Source organism: Streptomyces sp. NPDC091289, assembly GCF_044757365.1.
In the GTDB taxonomy this organism is placed as follows: Bacteria; Actinomycetota; Actinomycetes; order Streptomycetales; family Streptomycetaceae; genus Streptomyces.
Genome location: NZ_JBIVUT010000019.1, coordinates 87847 through 104101, shown reverse-complemented (window position 1 = coordinate 104101; position 16255 = coordinate 87847). Strand labels below are relative to the sequence as shown.

Genomic DNA, 16255 nt, shown 5'->3' with positions numbered 1-16255 from the left:
GACGGGGCCGGGGTGGACAAGGGTGTGCTGGCCACCGCGCTCGGCTCCCCCGCCCCCTTCGGGCAGTCCCAGTTCGCCTTCATGCGGGGCAACGCGTTCGAGGCGAAGGTCAAGGCCGACGGCGGCGCCGAGCTGCTGCGCCTGCTGTACGAGCGGCTCGGCGGCGGTGCTCCGCCCCCGGCCGGGGACGCCGCCACCCCCGATCTGAGCGCCGCCGGTCCCGAGGGCCGCGCCGCGCGCACCGCGCTGGCCCTGCGGGAGGCCACGGCGGCGGGCGGCTGGGCGCTGCTGGACCATCCGATGCTCGCCCTGGAGGTGGCGGGCTCCCCCGCCTATCTGGAGCCCGACGCGGTCGTGGTGCACCCCGACGGCCGGTGGACGGTCGTCGAGATCAAGTCGTTCCCGATGATCGACGCGTCGGCCGACGCGTCGAAGGTCGGCGCCGCCGCCCGGCAGGCCGCGGTGTACGTGCTGGCGCTGGAGCGGGTCGCGGCGGTCACGGAGGGTGCCGAGGTCGGGCACCGGGTGCTGCTGGTCTGCCCCAAGGACTTCTCGAACCTGCCGACCGCCTCCGTCGTGGACGTACGCAAGCAGCGGGCCGTGACCCGCCGGCAGCTGACCCGGCTGACGCGCGTCGAGGACATCGCGGCGGCGCTGCCGGAGGGGACGACGTTCGACCCCGCGTGCCCGCCCGAGGAGCTGGACGCCGCCGTGGCGGCGGTGCCCCCGGCCTACGCCCCGGAGTGCCTGGCCGCCTGTGAGCTGGCCTTCCACTGCCGGTCGAAGTCCCGGGCCGAGGGGGCGGTGGAGGCGCTGGGCCGCAGTGTGCGCGGTGAGCTGGGCGGGCTGACGACGGTGGCCGGGGTGCTGGCGGCCGCCGCGGGCAAGGAGGGCGATCCCGCCGATCCGACGGTCGCCGCGCTGCGCCGGGCCGCCGCCCTGCGCGCCGAGGCGCTGGAGCGTGCCTCCGTGCCGCGTGCCGAAGCGGCGGCGGGTCCGGAGGGTGCGGCCGTATGTCGCTGATCACCACGCTGGCCCGGCTGGAGGCCGTCGACACCGGCCGCGCCCAGCCGCTGGCGACCGTCCGGCACCGTCATCTCACCGACCGGCCGCTGGTGCTGGTCCCGCTGACCACCGCCGGTGAGGCCGGGGCCCCGCTCGGGGCGCTGGTCGGCACGGACCGGGAGGCGCCCCGGCTGTTGGCCGTCGCCCAGCCGCGCGACCGGGATCTGCGGTTCGCGTTCCTGGCCGAGCTGGCGGAGGCGGTCCTGCCGCACATCGAGGCGTACGCGGACGTCGTCGAGCCCGCCGAGCGCAACGAGACGGACCCGGCGACCGGCAAGAAGACCAAGGTCGAGGTGGAGCTGTGCACGGACGCCGCGCAGCTGATCGTGCCGAGCCGGGCGGGCGTCGAGTTCGTGCGGCTGCTGGGGAGGTCCATGCGGTTCCGCCGCACCGCCGAGGACGATCCGGACACCCCGTATCCGGCTCCGGCCCGGGTGCCGCTGCTCGGCCGCTGGCTGACGCATTACGGGGAGCGGGCCCGGGTGCCCGGCTCCTCGCTGCTGCCGGCCGCCACGGATCTGCTGAACCGGCACTGGGCGACCGGGCAGAGCAGCCTGGAGGACCAGCATCTGGGCGCGCTGCTGGCCTGGATCGACCCGCCGGCCGGGTCCTCGGGGGCCGAGGCGGCGCTGCGGGCGGAGCTGGCCCGGGACGGGGACGGCCAGTTGCTGTGTCCGCCGGCGGGTCCGGCGACCGACCCGGACTTCGACAACCGTCTGCTGGCCCCGGCGATCGAGCGGTACGACCGGGCGCGCACGGCGTTCGCGGCCGCCGAGGACGGCCTCGCGGCGGATGCCCGCCTCGGTGAGCTGAGCGACGCCGAGCGGGAGATCCGTTCCCTGCTGGCGAAGGTGATGCTGCCGACCTGGGACGCGGTGTGGCGGGGTCTCGATCTGCTGCGGGAGCTGCCCGAGGGGTCCCGGGCCGAGGACCGCTGGACCCGGGACCGGTGGTCGTTCACCGGGCACCGGGACCGGGTGCGCTCGGGCGAGCCGCCGCAGCCGCGCCGCGACGACGCGGTGACGGCGGCCCAGAAGCTGGCCTCCCGGGAGACCGCCCAGGCCCAGCTGGAGGCGCAGGAGGCGCTGGACGATCCGCTGGTGCTGGCGGGGCGGCGGTTGGCGGGCGAGGCGTTCCTCGCCACGGTGACCGGGGTGGAGATGGCGTACACCGAGTCCAAGCGGCCCTCCCCGCGCCCGCTGGTCACGGTCCGCACGGACGAGCGTCCGCATCTGGGCGAGCGGACGAAGGTCTACCGCTCGCTGGACGGCAAGCCGCAGACGGCGGAGTTCGTGCGGTACGCGGACGCCTCCCCCGCCGACGAGGACGCGGCCGGCGCGGACGCCTCCCCGGCGGTCGCCGACGACGGCGAGATCCTGCTGGTGCTGCGGATCCTGGACCGGATGGGCCGGGGCAAGGAGCCCGCGCCCGGTTCGGTGCCGGAGCCCGGGGAGCGGATCGCCTGGACCCTGTTCGAGCACGACCAGCGCGGCGGCCCGAAGCTGCCGGACCCGGAGGAGACGCCGTGGACCCACGGCGGCCCGCCGGGTGCGGACGCCGCCGTGCGGGCGGAGCGACCCGACCCCGTGACCCCGGAGGATCTGCTGTGAGGACCGTCTTCGACCCGGGCGCGGAGGCGGCGCGCGCGACCGGCGCGATCCTCGACGACACCCTGCGCGGCGCCTCCCGGGGCATCGTCGTGGACTCGCCTCCCGGCGCCGGGAAGTCGACGCTGGTGGTCCGGGCGGCGATGGAGCTGGCCGCCGCCGGGCATCCGCTGATGGTGATCGCGCAGACCAATGCCCAGGTCGACGACCTGGTGGTGCGGCTCGCGGAGAAGGACCCGGAGCTGCCGGTGGGCCGGCTGCACAGCAGCGACTCCGACCCGTACGACAAAGTCCTGGACGGGCTGGACAACGTACGGAAGTCGGCGAAGGCGGCGGATCTGGCCGGGCTCGACGTGGTGATCTCGACGGCCGCCAAGTGGGCGCATGTGAAGAACGTGGAGCCGTGGGGGCACGCGATCGTCGACGAGGCGTACCAGATGCGCTCGGACGCGCTGCTGGCCGTGGCCGGGCTGTTCGAGCGGGCGCTGTTCGTCGGGGACCCGGGCCAGCTGGACCCGTTCTCGATCGTGGGCGCGGACCAGTGGGCGGGGCTGAGCTACGACCCGTCGGCGAGCGCGGTGTCCACGCTGCTCGCGCACAATCCGGAGCTGCCGCAGCACCGGCTGCCGGTGTCGTGGCGGCTCCCGGCGTCGGCGGCCCCGCTGGTGTCGGACGCGTTCTACCCGTACACGCCGTTCCGCAGCGGTACGGACCACGGCGACCGGAAGCTCTCCTTCGGGGTGGCGTCGGACGGGTCGGGGCCCGACCGGGTGCTGGACGAGGCGGCGGAGTCCGGGTGGGGGCTGCTGGAGCTGCCCGCCCGGCACACCCCGCGTACCGACCCCGAGGCGGTACGGGCGGTGGCGCTGGTGGTCCGGCGGCTGCTGGACCGGGGCGGGGTCGCGACGAGCGAGCGGGCCGAGGAGCCGGTGCCGGTGACGGCGGACCGGGTGGCGGTCGGCACGGCCCACCGGGACCAGGCGGCGGCGGTCCGGGCCGCCCTCGGTGACCTGGGCGTCACCGGAGTGGCGGTGGACACGGCGAACCGGCTCCAGGGCCGCGAGTTCGACGTCACGGTGGTGCTGCACCCGCTGTCGGGCCGGCCCGACGCCACGGCCTTCCACCTGGAGACGGGCCGGCTGTGCGTGCTGGCCTCGCGCCACCGGCACGCCTGCGTCGTGGTGTGCCGGGAGGGGGTGGCGGACCTGCTGGACGAGCATCCGTCCACGGAGCCGGTCCAGCTCGGCGTCACGGTGAAGTTCCCCGACGGCTGGGAGGCGAACCACGCGGTGCTGGCCCACCTCGCGGAGCGGCGGGTGCGGTGGCGGCCCTGAGCGGAGGCGCGCCCCCGCGCCCCCGCGCCCCCGCCGCACGCCCCGGCCCCCTTGCGCGGGGTTGGACAATGGAGGGTGGCCGTCCGGGTCTTCCGGTCATCAGGTCGCCCGAGGGAGGAACACCACATGACACAGTCCGAGCGGAACGAACGGCAGCGGCTGCGCCCCGCGCCGCTGCTCTTCGAGCCGTCTCAGGCCACGGCGGATCCGGAGCACTTCTTCGACCTGGAGTCGATGGAGGACCCCCGCGAGCTGCTGGCCCGTGCGACCGAGCTGACGCAGGCCTTCCGGGCGGCGACGGACCGGTCGGTGGAGTTCCAGGCGCTGGCGGCGGCCCAGCTCGCCGACCCGCGCCGGTTCGACCGGCTGACCCCGGCGGATGTCGCGGAGCGCGCGGAGTGGACCGAGGACTACGCGAAGAAGATGATCGAGTTCGGCCGCACCCTGATGGACGCGCCCGGAGCCTGACGTGCGGGGCGCCCTCCCGGGCAGCCGAGGGTCCCGTGGGGCCGGTGTGGCCTGTGGGGCGGCCGGGGCGGACGTTAGTCCTTGGGGCCGGTGGGGCGGCCGGGGCAGGTGCTGTTCCGTCAGGCCGGGGGTCAGGTCCCGTGGCATATTCCGGCGGGCAAGATACCCCTCCCCCTCCCGCCCTGTCCCGGTTTCCGGCAACTCTCGGAATCCTTTCCGTCACTCCCGGTAGACCTTGCTCCATGAGCGCATGGCTGAAAGACGAAACGACCCTGCAGGCCGGTGCCGCCCCGCACCACGGCGTCGACATCTTCGCCCTGCTGCGGGACCAGTCCGGGCCTCAGGCCGCACAGGTCACGGCGGCCGGCGCCGCCTGGCTGGCGGGGGCCGCTCCCTACCCGCGCAGCACGCTCGCCCAGTGGGAGGAGCGCCCCACGGCTCCCGGGGTGCTCCCCTGCGGTTCCGCCTTCGACGTCGTGAACGTGCCGGCGCTGTTCGGGCGGCGGATGCTGGAGCAGCTCTGGGCCGAGGGGCCCGGCTCCGGTCCGGTCGCCACGCACCGGGGCCGGATGCTGCTGTTCGCCGCGCCCGGAACGGCCCAGCGGCTGCCCTCGCTGCTCGCCTGGGAGGAGTGGGGATCCGGTGGCCCCGCGGGCTCCGGCGAGCGGCGCGTGGAGGTGCCGCCCCTGCTCTGTCACGGCACCGGTGACGCCGTGACCGTACCGCCGCTGACCTGCACGTCGTCCGACGGCGGGCCGCGCTGGGTGGTCGCCCCCGACACCCGCAATCCGTGGCTTCCGGGTCCCGACGTGCTGCTCTGGGCGTGTGTGCGGGTGAGCCGGTCCGCGTCCTCCCGGGGTGCCGCGCATACGATTTTTCCTCGGCCGGATCAGGATGCTAATGTCTACGACGTCAGCAGGCGCCGTTAGCTCAGTTGGTTAGAGCAGCTGACTCTTAATCAGCGGGTCCGGGGTTCGAGTCCCTGACGGCGCACAGACGGAAGAAGCCCCTCGCGAAAGCGGGGGGCTTCTTCGTGTGCGGGGGCTTCTTCGTGTGCGGGCCGCCGGACAGCGTGGGTTCAGACCCCCGTGGTGATCCGGACGGTCCAGGAGCCGGACGGGGTGCGGTCGGCGACCTCGATACGGGTGTCGCCGCCCGGCACGGTGAAGGTCTCCCCGACCCCGAGCGGGGCGTCGGCCAGCGGCGGGTAGACCGAGCGGTCCCAGCAGGCCCCGGTGTTCGGATGGGTGTCGACCACCTCGACGGGCCCGCCGCCGGAGGCCGTCCCGCTGCGGACGCGGTAGATCAGGATGCCCTCGGTGCAGGTGCCCCGGTCGTTCCCGGTGGCGCTGCGGGCCTCGATGGCCAGGGCGCTGCCGGCGCCGGTACGGACGACGGCGAGCCGGGTCCCGATCGACCCGCCGGGCACGGGAGCAGCGGCGACCGGTTCCAGGGTGAGGTCGGCCGAGCCCTGGACGCAGACGACCTGGCGTCCGCCGAGCCAGCCGAGCTTCCACTTGTGCCAGCCGAAGAGGTCGGGGGCGAGGCCGAACTGGCTGCCCATGACGTCCCAGTCGCCGACGTGGGTGTCCCAGTCGCCCTTGCCGTCGGTGGGCCGGTGGTAGAGGTCGGCGAGGTCGAAGACGTGCCCGGTCTCGTGGGCGAGGACGTTGCGGTCGGGCGGGTGCTGCTCGAAGACCGTGACGACGCGCCGGATGTCGCTGTCGTCGGCGCGCAGCGGCCGGTCGAAGTTGACGACCTTGGTGGCGTCGGAGTCGACGCCGGGCGCGTCCGGGTCGGCCACCAGGTAGACGACGTCGTACCGGGAGAAGTCGACGTCCGGGTCGGCGGCGTCGATGGCGTCGCGCAGGTAGGCGGTGCGCCGCTCGGCGCTCCAGTCCCGCTCTATGCCGTACCAGGTGGAATCGCGCGGCATCCGCGTCCAGGTCCGCTGCGGGTGGGCGCGCAGCGTGAACCGGCCGTAACTGGCGCGTTCGAAGAAGCGGGTGGTGGCGGGGAAGTGGTCGGCGGTGAGGACCTCGGGGGTGAGCGTGGGCTCGGAGTCCGGGAAGGACAGGAAGATCATGATCGCGTCGAGGCCCTCGTCGGGGCGCGGATAGGCCGTGTTCCACGTGTTCAGGCCGAGTGAGTGGTGCGCCGCCGTCCGGGGCAGGGCGCAGGGCGCCGCGTCCCCCGTGGCGGCCGCGGCGGGGCCCGCGACGAGGGACATGGCGGCGAGCGCCAGGAGGGAGGTGGCGGCGGCGGCCAGACTGCGCAGCGGCGGCCGTTCCGCTCCCCCGGGTCCGCGACGGCACGGCACATCGACCTCCGGGTGGGGAAACACGGTCCATCCCGTCCACCCTGTGCCGCTTCACCACGCCACGCCCTGTTGTGCTGCCCCACACGGGTCAGCGGTCAAAATCACCGCCCACACCTTCACGGAACGTCACCGTCGATCAGTTCAGCCACCCGATGCAACAGATCCACACAGAAATGATCAGGACCGGGCAAAGCGGAACGCCTGCTACCAGCCATGCGCGGACCCGCGCGGCGGACCGGACCGGACGGCGAGCTGGAACGGCCGACGCGGCACCCTCTATGCTTCACCACGCTTTCCCGCGTGGAACGGCTCCCTTCACGGGACCGCCACCCGGTGGCCAGTCCGACCCCACCAGTTCACGACGACCTTCACAGCGGGAGCGAGCGGTGAGCGGAACCTCCGAAGGGCCGAGCGCCCCGGCAGGCACGGCCCCCGGCGTGCCCCCCGCGCCGGTCACGGAGCGTCATGCGACGGACCCGCCGGCCGCCGGTGACGGCCCCACCGCCACCGAGCCGCACGACCACCGGGCCGCCTCCGAGCTGCGCGACCACCGGGCCGCCTTCAACGCCGCCACGCTCCCCATGGGCGTCGTCGACGGCCGGGGCCATGTCGTGCGGGCCAACGAGGCGCTCGGCGGGCTGCTGGGCACCCCGGCGGCGGGCCTCGCCGGGCGGCAGGCGTGCGAGCTGCTCGACCTCGCCTCCGACGACCGCACCTGGCACGCCTACCGCGAGGTCCTCCTGGGCCGCCGTTCCCGGTTCCGCTGCACCCGTCGCCTCAAGCACCCCGACGGGCGCTCCCTGTGGGCCGAGATCACCGTCGTACCGATGACCGGCGCGTCGGCGGCGGAGTCCGCCCGGGTCCTGCTGACGGTCGCGGACGTCAGCGACCGGCGCGAGCTCCAGGAGCGGCTGCGCCACCTCCAGATGCACGACCCGGTGACCCGGCTGCCCAACCGGACGCTGTTCTTCGAGCGGCTCGCCTCGGCACTGGAGACCCCGCCGTACCAGGACGACTCCATGCCGCCCCGGCAGCACGCCCGGATCGGGCTCTGTTACCTGGACCTGGACGGCTTCAAGGCGATCAACGACACCCTGGGCCACCGGACCGGGGACCGGCTGCTGGCCGCCGTCGCCGCACGGCTCACCGACTGCGCCGAGAACGACGCCTCCCGCAATCCCGGCGGCAGCCGGCTGGTGGCGCGCCTGGGCGGCGACGAGTTCGCGATCCTGGTGGAGGACTCGGCCGGTACGCAGGAGCTCACCGACCTGGCCCGCTCGGTCCTCGCGGCGCTCCAGCAGCCGTTCGACCTGGCCGGGCAGCGGCTCTCGGTCTCCGCGTCGATCGGCGTGGTCGAGCGGACCGCGGCGGGCACCTCGCCCACCGGTCTGATGCAGGCCGCCGACACCACGCTGTACTGGGCGAAGGCCGACGGCAAGGCCCGCTGGACCCTGTTCGACCCCGAGCGCAACGCCCACCGCATGACCCGGCAGTCCCTCTCCTCCACGCTCCGGCCCGCCGTGGAACGCGGCGAATTCACGCTGGAGTACCAGCCGTTGGTCGGGATGGCGGACGGGGTGCTGCGCGGGGTCGAGGCGCTGGTGCGCTGGAACCATCCGCAGTTCGGCGTGCTCCCGCCGAATCGGTTCGTCCAGATCGCCGAGGAGGACGGCTCGATCGTCCAGCTCGGCCGCTGGGTGCTGCGCACCGCGTGCCGGCAGGCGCGGCGCTGGCAACTGGACCACCCGGCCGAGCCGCCGCTGTTCATCAGCGTCAATGTCGCCGTACGGCAGGTGTGGGACTCCGACCTGGTCGCCGACGTGGCCGAGATCCTGGCCGAGACGGAGCTCGCTCCCGGGCTGCTCCAGCTGGAGCTGACCGAGTCGGCGGTGATGGGCTCGGGCGGCCGTCCGCTGCGCGCGCTCCAGGCGCTGAGCGACATGGGCGTACGGATCGCCATCGACGACTTCGGGACGGGCTACAGCAACCTCGCCTACCTCAGCCGGCTGCCCGTCTCGGTCCTGAAGCTGGACGGGGCGTTCGTGAAGGGCTTCCGGTACGAGGACGGTACGCATCCGAGCCCGGCCGACGAGACGATCGTGGAGGCCATGGTGCAGCTGGCGCACCGCCTGGGCCTGACCGTCACCGCGGAGTGCGTGGAGACGGCCGGGCAGGCGGAGCGGCTGCGGCGGATCGGCTGCGACACCGGGCAGGGCTGGCTGTACTCCCGGGCCGTGGCGCCGGAGCTGATCGCCGGGCTGATCGGGTCCCGGCCGCTGGAGGGCTGACCGGGACCACCCGTAGGAGCGGGCTAGGCGACGGCGGGCAGGCCGTACGCGTCCGCGATCAGGTCGTAGCTGCGCAGCCGCGCGTCGCCGCCGTGGGCGTTGGCGGTGATCATCAGCTCGTCGGCGCCGGTGCGCTTGGCCAGGTCGTCGAGGCCGCCGCGGACCTCGTCGGCGGTGCCGTGGATGACGTTGGCGAGCCAGCCGTCGACGAACTCCCGCTCCATCGGGGAGAAGTCGTACGCCTCCGCCTCCTCGGGGCTCGGGATCAGCCCCGGGCGGCCGGTGCGCAGCCGGACCATGGACAGCGCGCCGGTCAGCACCTGGCGGCGCGCCTCGCCCTCGTCGTCGGCGGCCAGCGCCGAGACCCCGATCAGGGCGTACGGGGCGTCCAGCACGGCGGAGGGCCGGAAGGACTCGCGGTACAGGTCGAGCGCCGGGATGGTGTTCTGCGCCGAGAAGTGGTGCGCGAAGGCGAACGGCAGCCCGAGCGTGCCGGCCAGCCGCGCGCTGAAGCCGGAGGATCCCAGCAGCCAGACGGGCGGCCGGTGCGCGGACTGCACCCCGCCGGGGGCGGTCGCCTGGACCGGGCCGGGCACGGCGTGGATCCGGCTGTACGGGTGCCCGTCCGGGAAGTCGTCGTCCAGGAAGCGGATCAGCTCACCGAGCTGCTGCGGGAAATCGTCGGCGCCCTCGTTGAGCCGGTCGCTGCGGCGCAGCGCGGCCGCCGTCGCACCGTCCGTGCCGGGGGCCCGGCCGAGGCCGAGGTCGACCCGGCCCGGGGCCATCGCCTCCAGGGTGCCGAACTGCTCGGCGATCACGAGGGGCGCGTGGTTCGGCAGCATCACGCCGCCGGAGCCGAGCCGGATGCGCTCGGTGTGCGCGGCGATGTGCGCCAGGATCACGGCCGGGGAGGACGAGGCGACCCCGGGCATGGAGTGGTGCTCGGCGACCCAGAAGCGGTGGAAGCCACGGCTCTCGGTGAGCTTCGCGATGTCCACGCTGGTGCGCAGGGCCTGGGTCGCGGTGCGGCCCTGCCCCACGGTGACCAGGTCGAGGACGGACAGCGGAACGGTGGCCGTTCCGGCTGCGGCGCCCCGGATCCCGTCACCGTCGGCCGCGCCGCCGCTCGCGTCGCTGCGGGTCTCGTCGCCTCGGATCTCGTCCACGTGTCGGCCTCTCCCGGTGCTGCTGTCGTACGTCTGCGTATCGGAGAGACACAACAGGAGGGCGACTCCGTTTTATTCCCGGAGGGTCCCGGGCATGCGCGGCGGCACTGGCCCGGCTTGCACGGCGGTGCTACTCCCGTACCTCGATGCCCTTCGGCTCCAGCGACCTCAGCACCGGCTCACGGGTGGCGAACAGGGTGCCGAGCGCGGGGGCCCAGGTCCGGCGGTCGGTGAGGCGCAGCCCCTCCCACACCGTGACCTGGTTCGCCGTGAGGACGGGCTTGCCGAGCAGTTCCTCCAGCTCGGGGACGTACGCGGCGGTGTGCAGGGCGGTGTCCGGGATCAGCACCACCTCGGCGTCCGGGTGGTCCGCCTCGCGCACCAGCCGCTTCACCCCGTCCGGGCCCCAGGACCCGGCCTCCACCGAGGAGCCCGCCCCACCGGACGCGGCGGCCACCACCTCGACGCCCGCCGACGCCAGGAACTCCGCGAAGAGCCCGGTGACGTCCTCGGGGTAGGGCGCGGCGACGGCGACCCGGCCCGCGCCCAGCTCCCGTACCGCGTGGCCGAAGCCGATGGAGGTGCTGGAGGCGGGCAGGCCCGCCGCCCGGGCGAGCGTGGCGACCTGCTCGTGAGCGCCTTCCCAGCCCTGCGCGAAGCTGCCGCCGCTGGAGGCCCAGAGCAGTGCCTCGGCCCCGGCCAGCCGCAGTTCCTCGACGCCTTCGGCGAGCCGGGCGGGGGCTCCCTGCTCGCGCAGCGCGTCGGCGCGGTAGGCGTCCTCGCCGGTCTCGGTGGCGAACAGGGGCAGCCGGATGTCGGTGTCGAGCAGGATCTCGATCCGTGGGAAGTCGTCCTCGGCGGCGTGGCCCGGGCCCGGGTAGAGAAGTCCTACGGTCGTCATGTCCACCCTTCCTGTGCGTCGACGGCTCGCCGCGCGGCAGACGGCCCCGGCACGGGGGCGCGGCGGCCGTGACCGCGCGACCGGTCACTCTTGCCCCGACTTGTTCCCAGTATTCCCCCGCGTGCGCACCGGGGCGCGCGGCCGGGCCTCGTTGACGAAGGGGGGACCTGCTGCGAGCGTGGGCGGATCCGTACGTCCGCTCCGTCACGGAGGGCCGACCACCGATGCCGGATCCCGTGCCCGTGCTGCTCGTCCTCGGCGCCGACCCGCCCCCGCGGCTCGGCCGGCTGACCGGCCGGGTGGAGGTGCGGTACGCGGACGCCTCCTCGCTCGCCGGGCTGCTCCCGGCCGCCGATGCGCTGCTCGTGTGGGACACGGCCTCCGACGCGGTGCGGGAGTCCTGGCCCGGGCCGGGGGCTCGGCCGCGCTGGGTGCACACGGCGAGCGCGGGCGTGGACCGGCTGCTCTGCCCGGAGCTGGTCGCGTCCGACACCACTCTCACCAACGCGCGGGGCGTCTTCGAGCGGCCGGTCGCCGAGTGCGTGGCGGGTCTGGTGCTGGCCTTCGCCACGGATCTCCCCGGCACGCTGGAGTTCCAGCGGCAGCGGCGGCGGCACGACCGGGAGGGGCAGCGGGTCGCCGGGTCGCGGGCGGTGGTCGTGGGGGCGGGGCCGATCGGCCGGGAGATCACCCGACTGCTGCACGGCCTGGGGGTCACGGTGGCGCTGGTGGGGCGGACCGCCCGGCGCACGATCCACGGGGTGGCGGATCTGGACCGGCTGGCGGCGCGGGCGGACTGGGTGATCGCGGCGGTCCCGCTGACGGAGTCGACGCGCGGGATGTTCGACACCCGGTTCTTCGGGCTGCTCCAGCCGTCGGCGCGGTTCATCGACGCGGGGCGGGCGGCGACGGTGGTGGAGGCCGACCTGGTGGACGCGCTGAACCGCCGCTGGCTCGCGGGGGCGGCGCTCAGCACCTTCCAGGAGGAACCGCCGGATACCGGAAGCCCGTTGTGGGACACCCCGGGCCTCGTGCTCACCCCGCACCTGGGCGGGGACACCGCGGGCTGGCGCGACCGGCTGGGCGAGCGGTTCGTGGCGCTGTACGAACAGTGGTCGCGCGGCGAGCCGTTGCCGAACACGGTGGACAAGGCGCTCGGTTACGTACCGTCCCCGGACCTGCCGGCCGGCCCGGACCTCTCCGACGGCCCGCGCCCGCCCGATGTCTCCGGCCCGGGTGTCAACGGGTCAGCGGCGCGGCCCGGGTGATGAAATCCTCGATCGCCTGCCTCGCCCCGGCGTCCAGCGCATCGTGCTCGGCCTGGTCCTGCGCGGTCGACACGTCCCGTGTGCACCCATAGGCCTGTTCGGCGGCGGCGATCACTTCTGGGTCGTCCGTGAGCAGTTTGACCCGGTAGAGCACCTGCCGGGTGGCAGTCCGAAGGCGGTGGGCCTCGTCGCGCGCCTCGATGAAGGCCTCTCCCGCATGGTCGTTCTGCCGCATGCGGTACCAGCGGCCTGCCTGACCGTGGCGGTAGTCCTCCACCGCCGCGGCGAACGAACTGTAGGTGGCCGTACGCTCCTGCCGGAGCGCCTCCGACCGCGCGAACAGCTCACCGCGCGTGGCCGCGAGGCGCTGGAAGAGGTGCGTGATCACGGCACCCATGAGCGTGCCCCCGACCGCTACGACGCTTGTCCATATGGCAACCATGACGCCACCTGATCACAGAAGGGGCTGATGCGGAGTCATGAGTCCTGCGTGACCGGGGAACACGCCCCGCACACTCCCGGTCGCGCTCCGCCCTCCTCCGGGCACGGGAAGGTCACCTTCCGGCCACTGTTGGGTTACATGACCCCGGCTTCCTGCATAGACGTACGGGATCGGGCAGGCACTCACCCTGTCCGGACTGTTCGACCTCCAGGAGATTGCGAACCATGGCTGAATTCCCGAATCTGTCCCGCCGGGGTTTCCTCAACGGATCGGCGGCCGTGGGCGGCCTCCTCGTCGTTCCCGGCCTCCTCACCGCGTGCAGCAAGACCGACGCCGGCTCCGCGACGGGCGAGGGTGCCCTGGACAAGCTCCGCAAGCAGGGCTTCGTACGGGTCGCGTACGCCAACGAGGCCCCGTACGGGTATCTGGAGGGCAAGGAGCTCAAGGGCGAGGCCCCGACGCTGCACCGCGAGATCTTCAAGGCGCTGGGCGTGGACGAGCTGAAGCCGACGCTCTCCGAGTGGGACGGGCTGATCCCCGGGCTCCAGGCCGGGAAGTACGACGTGGTCAGCGCGGGCATGGCCATCACCCCGGAGCGCTGCGGCAACGCGATCTTCTCCGAGCCGGAGTTCATCTCGCCGACCGCGCTGATGGTGAAGAAGGGCAACCCGAAGAAGATCACCGACCTGGCCTCCGCGAAGGAGGCGGGGATCACCATCGGCGTCATGTCGGGTGCCGTGGAAGGCAGTTACGCCAAGGGCGCGGGCATCCCCGAAGGCAAGATCAAGACGCTGCAGAAGCCGCAGGACGGGGCGGACGCCGTCAAGGGCGGCCGCGTCGACGCCTTCCTGCTCACCGGCATCTCGCTGCGCTGGCTGGCGAAGACCAACCCGGACACCGAGGTCACCGAGGCGTTCGTGCCGGAGATCGACGGCAACGCCCAGTTCTCGCCGGGCGGCGCGGTGTTCCGCAAGGGCAACGAGGACCTGCGGGACTCCTTCAACCGCGAGTTGAAGAAGATCGTCTCCGACCGCTCCCGCTATGTGCAGTTGCTGGAGCCGTACGGGTTCGGGGAGACGGAGATCCCGCCCGCCGATCTGAAGACCGCGGATCTGTGCAAGGGCTGACGGGGCGGGCGGGCGCGCACGCATGAATGACTTCTTCTCCACATTCGTGGATGAACTACCCCAGATCCGTGCGGGTCTGTGGGTAACGCTGGAGGCCACGGCCCTCGGTGCGCTGCTGGCTCTCGTCCTGGCCTTCGCGCTCGGTCTGATGGCGGGCAGCCGACTGCTCCTGGCGCGTGGGGTCTCCCGGGTGGTCGTGGAGTTCTTCCGGGGCACCTCCCTCTACGTCCAGCTGTTCTGGTTCTACTACGCGATGCCATCACTGACGGGCTACGAACTCACCCCGATGGTCTGCGGGGTGATCGCGTTCGGGCTCAACTTCGGTGCGTACGGCGCGGAAGTGGTGCGCGGAGCCATCAACTCCGTACCGCGCGGGCAGTACGAGGCGGCGATCGCACTCAACCTGAGTCCCGCCCGCCGGCTGTGGAAGGTGATTCTGCCGCAGGCCTGGGTCCAGATGATCCCGTCCTTCACCAACCTGCTGATCCAACTACTGAAGGCGACCCCGCTGCTGTGGCTGATCTCGGCCGCCGATCTGATGACGGTGATCCAGCAGCTGCGCGACCGCACCGGTGAGACCCTCACCGCCTATCTGACCCTGCTGGCCGTCTACTTCGCGCTGGCCTACGCCCTGACGATGCTGATGAACCTCCTCGAACGGACCGCCAAGCGGCGGCTCGGCCTGGAGACCGGCGCGAAGGGTCTGTTCAAGGGCCGAAAGGTGACCACAACCGCTGCCGGAGGTGCCGGGTGAACGGCTTCGACTGGAACGCCGCCGCTGAGGTACTGCCTCTCCTGCTGGAAGGATTCCGGGTCACCCTGCTCGCCACCGTGCTGGGCACCGTGGTGGCGGCGGTGCTCGGACTGGCCATCGCGGTGGCCGGGCGGGCCCCCAGCAAGTTCGTGACGGTCCCGGTGCGGCTCGTCATGGAGTTCGTCCGCTCCACTCCGCTGCTCGTGCAACTGGTCGGCGCCGCTGCCCTGTTCACTTCGGTCGAGCCGCTGACCATCGGCATCGTGGTACTGGGCATCCACTACGCCGCGTACACCTCCGAGGTCTACCGGGCCGGAATCGACGGGGTGCCGAAGGGGCAGTGGGAGGCGTGCCGCGCACTGTCGCTCTCACCCCGGCGCACCTGGCAGGCCGTGATCCTGCCGCAGGCGGTGCGCAACGTGCTGCCCGCGCTCGGGAACTACGCGATCTCGATGTTCAAGGAGACGCCGTTCCTCGCCGTGATCACGGTGCACGAGATGGTCTACGAGGCCCGGCAGTACGGTGCCGAGAACTTCGGGTACTACACCGAGGCGTTCACCCTCGCCGGCCTGATCTTCCTGGTCGCGAGCTACCCCACGTCGCTGTTGATGAGAAAGCTGGAGAAGCGCCTTGGCCACTGAACCCCTCCCCCTGAAGAAGACGGAGTCGCCGGGGCCGGCCGGAGCCCCCGAGGACGCCGCACCGGCCGCCGGGAGCACGGGCGAGCCGCTGGTGCGCTTCGACAAGGTGGTGAAGCGCTACGGCGACCATGTGGTCCTGGACGAGCTGGACTTCACCGTGGACCGCGGCGAGCACGTCACCCTGATCGGGCCCAGCGGCTCGGGCAAGACCACGATCCTGCGGCTGCTGATGACCCTGGAGAAGGTCAGCGACGGGGTGATCTGGGTCGACGGCTCCCCGCTGACCCACGTCCGGGCCCCGGACGGTTCGCTGAAGCCCGCGGGCGAGAAGCAGCTGCGCGCGTCCCGGAAGAAGATCGGGATGGTCTTCCAGCAGTTCAACCTTTTCCCGAACATGAAGGTGATCGAGAACATCACCGAGGCCCCGGTCAGCGTGCTGGGCAAGAGCCGCGAGGAGGCGGAGACCCGGGCCCGCGAACTGCTGGACCTGGTCGGGCTCTCCGCGAAGGTCGACGCCCACCCCTCCCAGCTCTCCGGCGGCCAGCAGCAGCGGGTCGCCATCGCCCGCGCCCTGGCCATGGAGCCGGAGATCCTGCTGCTGGACGAGGTGACATCGGCGCTCGACCCGGAGCTGGTGGCGGGCGTGCTGGAGCTGCTGGAGGACATCGCCCGGAACACCGACATCACCATGCTCTGCGTGACCCACGAGATGAGTTTCGCCCGGGACGTCTCGGAGAAGGTGCTGATGTTCGACGCGGGACGGGTCGTGGAGTCCGGATCCCCGGAAAAAATCTTCTCCGATCCGTCGCACGAACGTACGCGCGAGTTCCTCAACGCGGTGCTGTGACCTCGCAGTTGAGACCCCGCCCATGAC

15 protein-coding genes and 1 tRNA gene are annotated in these 16255 nt (G+C 73.0%); 12 read left to right on the top strand and 4 right to left on the bottom strand.

What is annotated here, in order from left to right; genetic code table 11:
* The first annotated feature begins 12 nt into the window (after nt 1–12).
* From ACIQPT_RS25125 to ACIQPT_RS25100, 6 genes are all read left to right on the top strand, one after another.
* Entirely contained in the window at nt 13–1023 is a 1011-nt protein-coding gene (locus ACIQPT_RS25125; protein ID WP_401158842.1) for a hypothetical protein, read from the top strand.
* Entirely contained in the window at nt 1014–2675 is a 1662-nt protein-coding gene (locus ACIQPT_RS25120; RefSeq protein ID WP_401158677.1) for a hypothetical protein, read from the top strand. Before ACIQPT_RS25125 ends, ACIQPT_RS25120 begins: the two co-directional genes overlap by 10 nt.
* Nucleotides 2672–4006, top strand: a complete 1335-nt coding sequence (locus ACIQPT_RS25115; protein WP_401158675.1) for an AAA domain-containing protein — start codon at nt 2672–2674, stop codon at nt 4004–4006. The genes ACIQPT_RS25120 and ACIQPT_RS25115 overlap by 4 nt, the downstream gene beginning before the upstream one ends.
* A gap of 126 nt (nt 4007–4132) precedes the next feature.
* Nucleotides 4133–4474: a hypothetical protein gene (locus ACIQPT_RS25110; protein WP_401158672.1), complete on the top strand. Its 342-nt coding sequence runs from the start codon at nt 4133–4135 to the stop codon at nt 4472–4474.
* Nucleotides 4475–4716: 242 nt separating this feature from the next.
* Nucleotides 4717–5403, top strand: a complete 687-nt coding sequence (locus ACIQPT_RS25105) for a bifunctional DNA primase/polymerase (RefSeq protein ID WP_401158670.1) — start codon at nt 4717–4719, stop codon at nt 5401–5403.
* Nucleotides 5394–5467 (top strand) — tRNA-Lys (locus tag ACIQPT_RS25100). Before ACIQPT_RS25105 ends, ACIQPT_RS25100 begins: the two co-directional genes overlap by 10 nt.
* A gap of 85 nt (nt 5468–5552) precedes the next feature.
* Here ACIQPT_RS25100 and ACIQPT_RS25095 read toward each other — a convergent pair.
* Entirely contained in the window at nt 5553–6794 is a 1242-nt protein-coding gene (locus ACIQPT_RS25095; RefSeq protein ID WP_401158840.1) for a M6 family metalloprotease domain-containing protein, read from the bottom strand.
* A 386-nt stretch (nt 6795–7180) separates the two neighbouring features.
* Here ACIQPT_RS25095 and ACIQPT_RS25090 point away from each other — a divergent pair, with 386 nt between their 5' ends.
* Entirely contained in the window at nt 7181–9082 is a 1902-nt protein-coding gene (locus ACIQPT_RS25090; RefSeq protein ID WP_401158668.1) for a putative bifunctional diguanylate cyclase/phosphodiesterase, read from the top strand.
* Nucleotides 9083–9105: 23 nt separating this feature from the next.
* On the opposite strand, the gene ACIQPT_RS25085 is transcribed toward ACIQPT_RS25090, so the two are convergent.
* On the bottom strand, nt 9106–10248 hold the full coding sequence (locus ACIQPT_RS25085; protein ID WP_401158666.1) for an LLM class flavin-dependent oxidoreductase: 1143 nt from the start codon (nt 10246–10248) through the stop codon (nt 9106–9108).
* Nucleotides 10249–10378: 130 nt separating this feature from the next.
* Nucleotides 10379–11149, bottom strand: coding sequence for a decarboxylase (locus ACIQPT_RS25080; protein ID WP_401158664.1), 771 nt, complete (start codon nt 11147–11149; stop codon nt 10379–10381).
* Nucleotides 11150–11373: 224 nt separating this feature from the next.
* On the opposite strand from ACIQPT_RS25080, the gene ACIQPT_RS25075 reads away from it, so the two are divergent.
* Entirely contained in the window at nt 11374–12417 is a 1044-nt protein-coding gene (locus ACIQPT_RS25075) for a D-2-hydroxyacid dehydrogenase (protein WP_401158663.1), read from the top strand.
* On the opposite strand, the gene ACIQPT_RS25070 is transcribed toward ACIQPT_RS25075, so the two are convergent.
* On the bottom strand, nt 12389–12859 hold the full coding sequence (locus ACIQPT_RS25070) for a hypothetical protein (protein WP_401158660.1): 471 nt from the start codon (nt 12857–12859) through the stop codon (nt 12389–12391). The two genes, ACIQPT_RS25075 and ACIQPT_RS25070, sit on opposite strands and share 29 nt — an antisense overlap.
* A gap of 224 nt (nt 12860–13083) precedes the next feature.
* On the opposite strand from ACIQPT_RS25070, the gene ehuB reads away from it, so the two are divergent.
* From ehuB to ehuA, 4 genes are read left to right on the top strand one after another with little or no spacing between them, the layout of a single operon-like run.
* Nucleotides 13084–13986, top strand: a complete 903-nt coding sequence (ehuB, locus tag ACIQPT_RS25065) for an ectoine/hydroxyectoine ABC transporter substrate-binding protein EhuB (protein ID WP_401158659.1) — start codon at nt 13084–13086, stop codon at nt 13984–13986.
* A gap of 22 nt (nt 13987–14008) precedes the next feature.
* Nucleotides 14009–14740: an ectoine/hydroxyectoine ABC transporter permease subunit EhuC gene (gene ehuC / locus ACIQPT_RS25060; protein ID WP_401158656.1), complete on the top strand. Its 732-nt coding sequence runs from the start codon at nt 14009–14011 to the stop codon at nt 14738–14740.
* Nucleotides 14737–15381, top strand: coding sequence for an ectoine/hydroxyectoine ABC transporter permease subunit EhuD (ehuD, locus tag ACIQPT_RS25055; protein ID WP_401158655.1), 645 nt, complete (start codon nt 14737–14739; stop codon nt 15379–15381). Before ehuC ends, ehuD begins: the two co-directional genes overlap by 4 nt.
* Nucleotides 15371–16228, top strand: coding sequence for an ectoine/hydroxyectoine ABC transporter ATP-binding protein EhuA (ehuA, locus tag ACIQPT_RS25050; protein WP_401158652.1), 858 nt, complete (start codon nt 15371–15373; stop codon nt 16226–16228). Before ehuD ends, ehuA begins: the two co-directional genes overlap by 11 nt.
* Nucleotides 16229–16255 lie beyond the last annotated feature (27 nt).